The sequence below is a fragment of the Leptospira alstonii serovar Sichuan str. 79601 genome (assembly GCF_000347175.1).
Taxonomy (GTDB): domain Bacteria; phylum Spirochaetota; class Leptospiria; order Leptospirales; family Leptospiraceae; genus Leptospira; species Leptospira alstonii.
Genome location: NZ_ANIK01000105.1, coordinates 5,001 through 13,265, shown reverse-complemented (window position 1 = coordinate 13,265; position 8,265 = coordinate 5,001). Strand labels below are relative to the sequence as shown.

Sequence of the window (8,265 nt, the reverse complement as noted above, 5' to 3'; positions counted from 1 at the left end):
GGTTAACGAACCAAGAAAATTATTCTGATAAGCAAAAGGAAGCTTTCAATTCTCTTAAACTAAATCTGTATAAAGTCGGGAAAGGATGGCAGATAAAAGAAGCCTTTCGTTATTTTTGGTCTTACCGCTATAAAGGTAATGCGGAAAAGTTTTTCAAACGTTGGTATTTTTGGGCTACTCATTCTAAACTTAAACCTATTATTAAAGTCGCTAAGATGCTTTATAAAAACATTAAATATATCCTTACCTACTTCGCTCATCGAATCACAAACGCTGGTTCGGAAAGTATTAATTCAAGTATTCAGAAAATTAAATCGAATGCAAGAGGCTTCAGAAATTTCGATTTCTTCCGCGTCGCTATTCTCTTTCATTTAGGCGGTTTGGACGTTTACCCATGATTTTTCCTGAAGGGCCACAAATAATCAGTATCTCGTTTTGTTATTATAGCGCACTTTCCTACCAAGTCTACACTTCCATTCGAGCGTATTGTAAGAATATCTCCTTCTTTTAATGAATAGCTTAAAATTTCTTCTTCGTCAAATTTAGCGTATTTCAAATCAGAATCGTCAATCATTCCCCCAGCAATATTAGGAATTCTCAATACTGCCTTTCCAATTCTATTATATTCGCACTTTTTAGAGGTACCGTACCGAGGCTGTTCGATAACTTCCCCCAATCTCACCCATTTCCATCCACTCGGCAACTCCCCCAAAGAAGAATCTTTTTCTTCTACAATGTCTTCACTCACGACTCGATCCGGATGTCGTCCTCTCCACTCCTTCGTTAATTTTCCTTCAAATGCAGATTTCAAGACCGCCTGTCGATAAACCTTCAACTGTTGCTGAGCCGTTTTGAGGCTTTCGATTCCTTTATCTAATTCGCTGAAAAGTTCTTCGATTTTGGATACGATGCGTTGTTGTTCGGCAAGGGGCGGGAGAGGGATTTGAGATTCTTCAAATTTAGATTTAGTAATATGTGCTAAACCAGCCGTTCCATGAGCATTTTTCACAAACTCTTTTATTTTATTCTTTAACGCATAAAGATAGTATTGCCTGCCAATCAACCTTTCATTAACTACAATTCGAAAAATATGCTGATTTAAATATGCAAATCCGCCTTTCCAGATATGCGCTCCAAATGATGTATCTGGAGTTCCGGACCAAGCAAACAATAAATCGCCGGAGTTTACATGATATTTTTTTTCAATCTCTGATTTACAATAGTTGTATTCTGAATTTTCTCGATTGAGATTTTGAATTCTAATAATTGGTGTCCCTTCCTTTACCCATTCAGAGGACTTAAAGGCTTTTCCATTTATATATTCTGCAACTTCTCCAAGTTTTACTAAATTCCATTTATCTGGAATGTGATTATTACTTATAAACGACATGTTTAACAGAGACTCATTTTTGTTCTTATTCTTAATTTCTTCCATTAATTTAATACTTTCTCGAAATACTTTCCAATTTTTAAAATCAAGTTAATCAACATTAAACCCCAACTCCAATTGTTGCATTGGCTTGGGTCGGAAATCTCCAATGATCACAAAAGGATTTGGAGAAACGTTATGATACTGTTTGATGGTGCCTAAAAAAAATCTTTCGTTTTAGCGAAGTCTTCAAAGTATTTCTTTTTTACGTCTTCACAGGCAAGACGTTCATCGCCCCGATGACGCCGGAGAGAATTCCAATGCAACATCCCCGTTTCCCAATCTTCGATCATCATGTGGGATACCTTTCCGGAATCATCCGCAAACTTAAATCGAAATTGGTACGGAACCTTATCTACGACTTCGAAATTTTCTATATCATCTTCATTTTCCGATTCAAAGAGCGAGCCTTGTTGCTTTTCGGATTCTAAAAAACGAATCTTTTTAGTGTCCCAATTGCCATCCACTTTTTCGTATGTAAAATCAATGATTTGAGTCGGTTGGAAGGTGGCTAAGGATGTGCAGACCTTGCGATCTTTCGCTTCTGAAATCAATTGATCCAAATTGGTGTACACATTCTGTAGGACAACCTTTCTTCTTTCCGTCCATAAATTCCCATCCGGTGGAATTTCTCCAACGGTTTCGATTTTCTGATAATCAAGAGGGCGAAAGGATTCCGGTCGGAAATCACTCGTATTTCTCTTGAGATCCAATTGGATCCATTGGTATTTATGAAAACGGTCTTTATAATTGATTTTTCGAAACGAAAACGGATAGATCCGTATCCACTTTCCTTCTTCCGTGATGCCCGCTGTGCAAACCGTCTCTCCATATTTCGTGGAAATCGCGGGATATGTTTTACGGTAATGAGAACTTTCAAAAACTATTCCGTCTCGATTATAGATGGCTCAATTCAGTTTTTTTTGGAAGGTATTTTAGAAGCGCTTTTGCAGTTCGACTCCGATGACAACAGCTCGAATCGGCTTCAAAACAAGTCAATGCGATACGGTATCTTTTATTGAATAACTCGGCAATGTATTTCAAATCTTTAAGATTACTTTTTAAAGTTGTAGCTTCATAATCGCGAAACAACTTCTCATAATCCTTGTGTGTATGCAATTCTTGTCGTTTGGCCGAATCAATTCCAAGGCCTGGAATGTGAAGGTATTCGATATCAACCGTTTCTAAAATCGTTTTGAGTTGTGTTTTAGAGAAACCGAACTTCATGCTCAGGGGATTCTTTCTTACGTCGCAAAGAACTTGAATGTTCTCAAGAATCAGCTCGATTACATAGCTCTCTACCGTCTTTCCCTCATAACCGATCGTAAATAAGCAAGGTTCCTTTTTTACGGGTATAGAATTTTTTACCTTCTTCCATTGATCTTCGTTCAGAATGGTTTCTGCAATTTCACTTTTGATCGCATAAAAAGGATAGTTTTCGTAAACGTATCTCACCAATGCCTTTCCGCGCAACTTGGAGTAATCCTTTGAAAAGATAGACAATCTCTCTATGTCGGTTGTTCTCAAAGTTTTTCTATAATCCAGCGAATCCAAAACTATCCAACCTGACTTTTGCTCTTTTACTTGTCCGTAATGAATCATTGTTTTCAGATCCTGTGTTGCTTGAGGAGAATAACATCCCAAACGATAGGGAAGAAAATCAAAGCTCGCTTTTTCTTGTCTTTGAGAAAATAGAAAAAGCAGTTTCTGAAGGTCTGTCTTGGATAAAGTCCCCCCGAATGATTGTAATAAGGCTAAGATGATCTTTCTGCGGTAGAACATTTTCTTTAACTAAACCAAATTCAGAATTTTAATCTGATTCTCAATAGCATAATAAATTTCCATTTCTACTTTCGGAGTTAGTATCGAACAAATCAATGAAAACCGAATTCGATCGTTATATCGCTCCATCTTTTCTCGGCTTCTCCACCAACCACTCACAGGAAAAACGCAAATTTTTTCTTTAGTGGCTAGATCAGCCGCAGAACCTATCCAAATGTCGGAATGGATCGAACCTTGATCTCGAAGAGTGCTACCGAAGACCCAATTGGAATTTTCAGAATTAGAAAAGCCAGTTTCCCATTTTCCCTTACCAATCTTTTCTCTGCTATTTCGATTCATTCTTTTTTGAAATCGGATTGAGCCTTCCGTCGCTCCAATTGAATCAAAACGTAAACCACAACAGGCATACGTGCTAGTCATTTTCGTATTGATTCTTTTGGGATTCGGTTCGATGAAATAAGAAAGAGTAACCTTTAGCTGGACTGATTCCGTCGAAAACTCTTGCAGCACAGTTTTCGGCCAAGGTAAATTATAATATAAAATCTCATTGGTTGAAATACCGTCTTTTCCTTTCGTAAAAGGAGAAATGGAGTCCTGGATAATCATCGTGCAAGAATTCTTACCGCTTTCTAATGCGAAATTTAAATTCGGCACTCCGTATCCGTAGGTTCGAAGAATCCTTTTTTGTTTTTCTTTTTTTAATTTTTGAATATTAGAATAATCTAAATTTATAAGTGAGTAATCGGCGGAGTGAATCAACATTCCCCGAATCGTTTCAGGCCAAAAACCAGGATACTCAGCGGATAAAATTGCACCGTATCTCGCCGCTTGAGCCGTAGCGGCGCTTGTGCCAACGATAGGAAATAATAATCGTTTCTGAATAGCGGAATCAGTAGTGAGAAGAGAAAGGGAATCAGTCGGATCAATTTCTTGTCTTTTATTTTTTGCAAAATTGCCGCCTTCCATTACGATATCCGGTTTAAAAGGCCAATCCGATTGGTTCCAAGAAACGGAAGTTGTACTCTGTGGGGACAAACCTCCTGATTTCGCAATCAACTCATAATCCGGATTTTTCGACTTTTCGAGATCTTCTTTTTGAGTAAAAGCTCCTACTGTAACCACATTCCAAGCCTGAGCAGGATCTTGGATACTCGAGTCCCTATTAGCGATCGGATAATCCTTAATCTTCTCTGGAGATACATTGCCTGCGGAAACAAAGAGCAATCGTTTGGGCTCTTCCTCTTCTCCGCTGCCAAAAGCTAATAAATCCAGAGCCGCCGACCAAGACGAAGCCTCACCTTCTTGAATCAATAAATCAGGCGCCGTAATTGCTAAATGGAACTATCTTCTTCGACTTTCTGATTTCAGAAAGACAATCCAAAAGCAAAATGGAAGACTTCAATTGATTGATAGATGCAGTCACCTTAAAGACGGAAGATTCGGGAAATGATAAGAATCGCTCAGAAACCAGAATTCCGGATTCGATGGCGGCTTTCTTAAATCGTGAATTGATCTCGTTTCTATCTTCTCCAACTCGTAGCCAAATCTCTAATAGTAGTTTATGATCATGATCCTTCGGAAACGGATCGTTATAGTTCCAAAAATTTTCTAAGGTTGAAAGTTTTATCTTTTCAATATTATTGAGTAATTTTTGATTCTTTGGATTTCCTTTTTCTGTATTCTTGTTTTGATCTAAATATTGTTCTATTTTTTTGAAAAATACGGATAATTTTCCATTGGGAACGTAAACGGTAACCAAAGTCTTTCCGTATTTTTTTTGAACATTTTCAACTTCAATCCCGGCAGATTTATCTGATAAGCTCGTGAGCCATAAATCATAACCTTCCAAACTTTCAAAAGTTAGAAACAAACCCAAATCTTCCTTAATGGAAGATTGTTTTCTTAGATTCACTATTTCTAAAAAGTCTGCTTGAGCCTTTTCCAATTGATCGCGTAAATCCTTCCCTTTGGATTTCGGATCTTTCCCTAAGTATATTGGAAATTTAGGCGAACCACCGGAAGGATTTGTATATTTCTCCGAATCCGGTTTGAGTCTTAGGAGGAAATGAGGATATTTCAAATCCGGCATGTTCTATTTTAACTTTTGTTTTGATTGAGTTCTTTTTCCACTCCGATCCAAAAAGGATTTCATTAGATCTTCGGAAGAGAGTTTTAATTTATCTTTTAGGATCATCCGCTTGATCGCGTCGTCGCAAGCTTTGATGACTTCTGCGAAACTGAGGCCTAAGGCAGCATTGACTACTTTGAGAAGTGACTTACTTTCAATTTTATAAAGCCGGACCCGATTCTGAATGATCTGTAATATAAGCTTTTTGTCGGGGTAGTCATACTCTAACATTTCATCAAATCGACGAAATAAAGCGGAATCCAAACCATTCTGATTATTGGTAGCGGCACAAATGATACTATTGGATTGGTCTTGTTCCAAGTAGACTAAGAAACTATTCAAAACTCTTCGAATTTCACCAACATCATTTGTAAAATTCCGAGTTGTCCCAATCGAATCAAATTCATCGAATAAATAGATTCCTCGTGTTTCATTCATAGAATCGAATATCAATCGTAACTTAGAAATAGTTTCCCCCATATACTTGCTAATCAAACCGTCTAAACGGACAGAAAATAGAGGGAGTCCGAGTTCACCGGCTAAAACGGACGCAGTCATCGTCTTTCCACAACCTGGCGGACCGACTAACAAAAGTTTACGATTTGGATGTAGATCATGCGTCTTAAGTTTGAGATAATTTCTTTGTTCTTCTAAAGTTTTCCGAATGAGTGATACAATCGAATCCTTTAATACCATATCGGAAATTCTAACTTTCGGAAAAGAAACCGAAAGCAAATCTGCAAGTTCCCCTTTAAAACTAAGATAAAATCGAGATCTTATTTTGAAATTTCGTTTAAGCCACCAAAACCTCGTTTAGTTCTTCCAAAATAGACTCCGTGTTCTCTCCAAAAAGCTGCCAAAACTTTCCCAATCCACCTATCTTATTGAAAGGGTCTAGATCAAAGTCTTCCTTTTCGACATGGTATGAAGAAACGATATAATCTTTTATCATTTGCAACCAATACATTTGTTCTTTGTTAAACTTGAGTGATCCCGCTTGTTTCTTAAAAACCCAGTCCTGAAAATTCTTATCTACAATTTTATCATAGCTCGTAAGAGATCGATCCAGGCCGGTTATCTTTCGAATCAAGGAAATAAGTGCCATCAACTCGGTTTTCGGATTTCCGTAAACCGTTTCCAAATGCTCATAAGCCTTCCAGACCTGTATGGGGGCTAAATTTGGCTTATCCGATTTTAGAATATCCAATATCTCCTTTAACATCGTATACGTCAATTCACGTCTGCGATAAGGCTGATTGTAAAAAATTTGCAGTGCAAGTATTTCTGTTTTATGAACTTCTAACCAAACCTGAAAATCGTGCACCAAAACTTCGGCTGTTGCTTTCGTATCGACTTCCCAAGACTCTTTCAAGACACGATCTAAATTCACCTCGTCTATGTATTGAAAATGCGTTTTTCGAGCGGACTCTATAAATTGAATAAGATCTCCCGTAAAGATGTCTGCTGTCTGTTGGATCAGCAAGCCATGCTCGTCCTTAAATTTAATTTCAATTTCTTCAAAAGATAAATTTTGAGAATCCTTTTCTATTTTTTTCCTCAATTCATCCAGAGTGTCTGGGTTATATACATCTAAAAGTTTCCGCACCACTTGCGGAATTGTATTTCCTTTTGATTTTTCCAAAAACTGCGTTTTTTCTTTTTCCGTTAATTGTTTATCCAATCGAATCAATCTATTGGCTATAGTAGAAAATAAATCTTCATCTTGAACACCGACAGAAATGGCCCCGAGCAAATCTTTTAAAGTTACACCCGGTTTTTTTTCCAAAGGTCTACTATCGGTCTTTAAACTTTTAGTAACGCCTACCGCATCCACGATCACGAAATGGTCTTTTGTAAATTTTGCTGATGGGCTGACTTTTCTAAGATCGTCCAAACTTAAAGTACGAGTTCCTCTTCCTTTCATTTGTTCAAAGTAATTCCGACTTTTGATATCTCTCATGAAAAGTAGGCATTCCAAAGGTTTTACATCTATCCCCGTCGCAATCATATCGACGGTTACGGCAATTCTCGGATAGTAGTCATTTCGAAATTGCGAAAGAGTAGACTTCGGATCTTCATCAGCTTTGTAAGTTATCTTTTTACAGAAACGATTTTCTTCCCCAAACTCTTCTCTAACAATTTGAATAATATCATCCGCATGACTATCCGTCTTTGCAAAGATTAAAGCTTTTGGAACTTCAAACTCATTTCTTGCATCATATCGATCGGGAAACATTTGCGGCAAATGTTTCTTAAATGATTTTATAACAGTTCTGATTTGGCTGGGATTTATGATTTCATTATCTAGTTTCTTTGCGGAATACTCGAAATCCTCATCCAGCTGCTCCCAGAATTTTTTTCTGGTCAATCGTTCTCTCTTCTCGATATATTCTTTAAATAGACTTTCCTTTTGAATTTGAGCTCCGTTTTTGGAAATTTGAGTTTCGATAGTAAATACATTATAAGGAACTAAAACCCCGTCAGCGACCGCTTTTTCGAAGCCGTAATCACTTACTACGTTTTGATTAAAGTATCCATAAGTTCGATTGTCAGGGGTTGCCGTAAGCCCGATTTGAAATGCGTCGAAATATTCCAAAACTTGTTTCCAAAGATTATAAATACTTCGATGACATTCATCGATAACCACAAAATCGAAGAACTCCGGGGGTATTGTTTGGTTGTACTCCACCGGAACAGGTTCATTGGGTGTCCATTTTTCATTTGGGTTATCTTCTTCTGAAGAGTCCTCCAATTCTTTTCCCCGTAGAATGGAATATAATCTTTGTATTGTACTAATATAAACTTGGTTATCTGAAGGTACAAACCCAGATTTTAATCGATGGACTGCATAAAGTTCGGTGAATTTTCGATTGTTATCCTTAGGTAAATAAGACATGAATTCTTGTTCAGCCTGTTCACCTAGATT

The 8,265-nt window shown here is 37.4% G+C and carries 8 protein-coding genes (1 of these 8 cut by a window edge); 1 reads left to right on the top strand and 7 read right to left on the bottom strand.

Annotated elements, in window-relative coordinates:
- Positions 1-398 (top strand): ISL3 family transposase (locus LEP1GSC194_RS21780; RefSeq protein WP_020774934.1); only part of this gene is annotated, 398 nt, incomplete at its 5' end.
- On the opposite strand, the gene LEP1GSC194_RS18025 is transcribed toward LEP1GSC194_RS21780, so the two are convergent.
- The 7 genes from LEP1GSC194_RS18025 to LEP1GSC194_RS17995 all read right to left on the bottom strand — a co-directional run.
- Entirely contained in the window at positions 389-1,435 is a 1,047-nt protein-coding gene (locus LEP1GSC194_RS18025) for a restriction endonuclease subunit S (protein WP_017809074.1), read from the bottom strand. The two genes, LEP1GSC194_RS21780 and LEP1GSC194_RS18025, sit on opposite strands and share 10 nt — an antisense overlap.
- Positions 1,436-1,587: 152 nt before the next feature.
- Positions 1,588-2,142 (bottom strand): hypothetical protein, encoded by a 555-nt coding sequence (locus tag LEP1GSC194_RS18020; RefSeq protein WP_017809073.1) that lies wholly within the window; start codon positions 2,140-2,142, stop codon positions 1,588-1,590.
- Between the two features lie 184 nt (positions 2,143-2,326).
- Positions 2,327-3,211, bottom strand: a complete 885-nt coding sequence (locus LEP1GSC194_RS18015; protein WP_020774936.1) for a DUF488 domain-containing protein — start codon at positions 3,209-3,211, stop codon at positions 2,327-2,329.
- Positions 3,212-3,220: 9 nt separating this feature from the next.
- Positions 3,221-4,522 carry a S8 family peptidase gene (locus LEP1GSC194_RS23275; RefSeq protein WP_020774935.1) on the bottom strand — a complete coding sequence of 434 codons (1,302 nt, stop codon included), beginning with the start codon at positions 4,520-4,522 and terminating at the stop codon, positions 3,221-3,223.
- A gap of 4 nt (positions 4,523-4,526) precedes the next feature.
- Entirely contained in the window at positions 4,527-5,300 is a 774-nt protein-coding gene (locus LEP1GSC194_RS23270) for a hypothetical protein (RefSeq protein WP_020774931.1), read from the bottom strand.
- Positions 5,301-5,303: 3 nt separating this feature from the next.
- Entirely contained in the window at positions 5,304-6,074 is a 771-nt protein-coding gene (locus tag LEP1GSC194_RS18000) for an AAA family ATPase (protein ID WP_020774933.1), read from the bottom strand.
- A 58-nt stretch (positions 6,075-6,132) separates the two neighbouring features.
- Positions 6,133-8,265, bottom strand: partial view of a type I restriction endonuclease subunit R gene (locus tag LEP1GSC194_RS17995; protein WP_036043704.1) — the 3' portion only. It continues 654 nt past the right edge of the window; the window shows 2,133 of its 2,787 coding nt (coding positions 655-2,787); the start codon falls outside the window, past its right edge — the gene reads right to left on this strand; its stop codon occupies positions 6,133-6,135.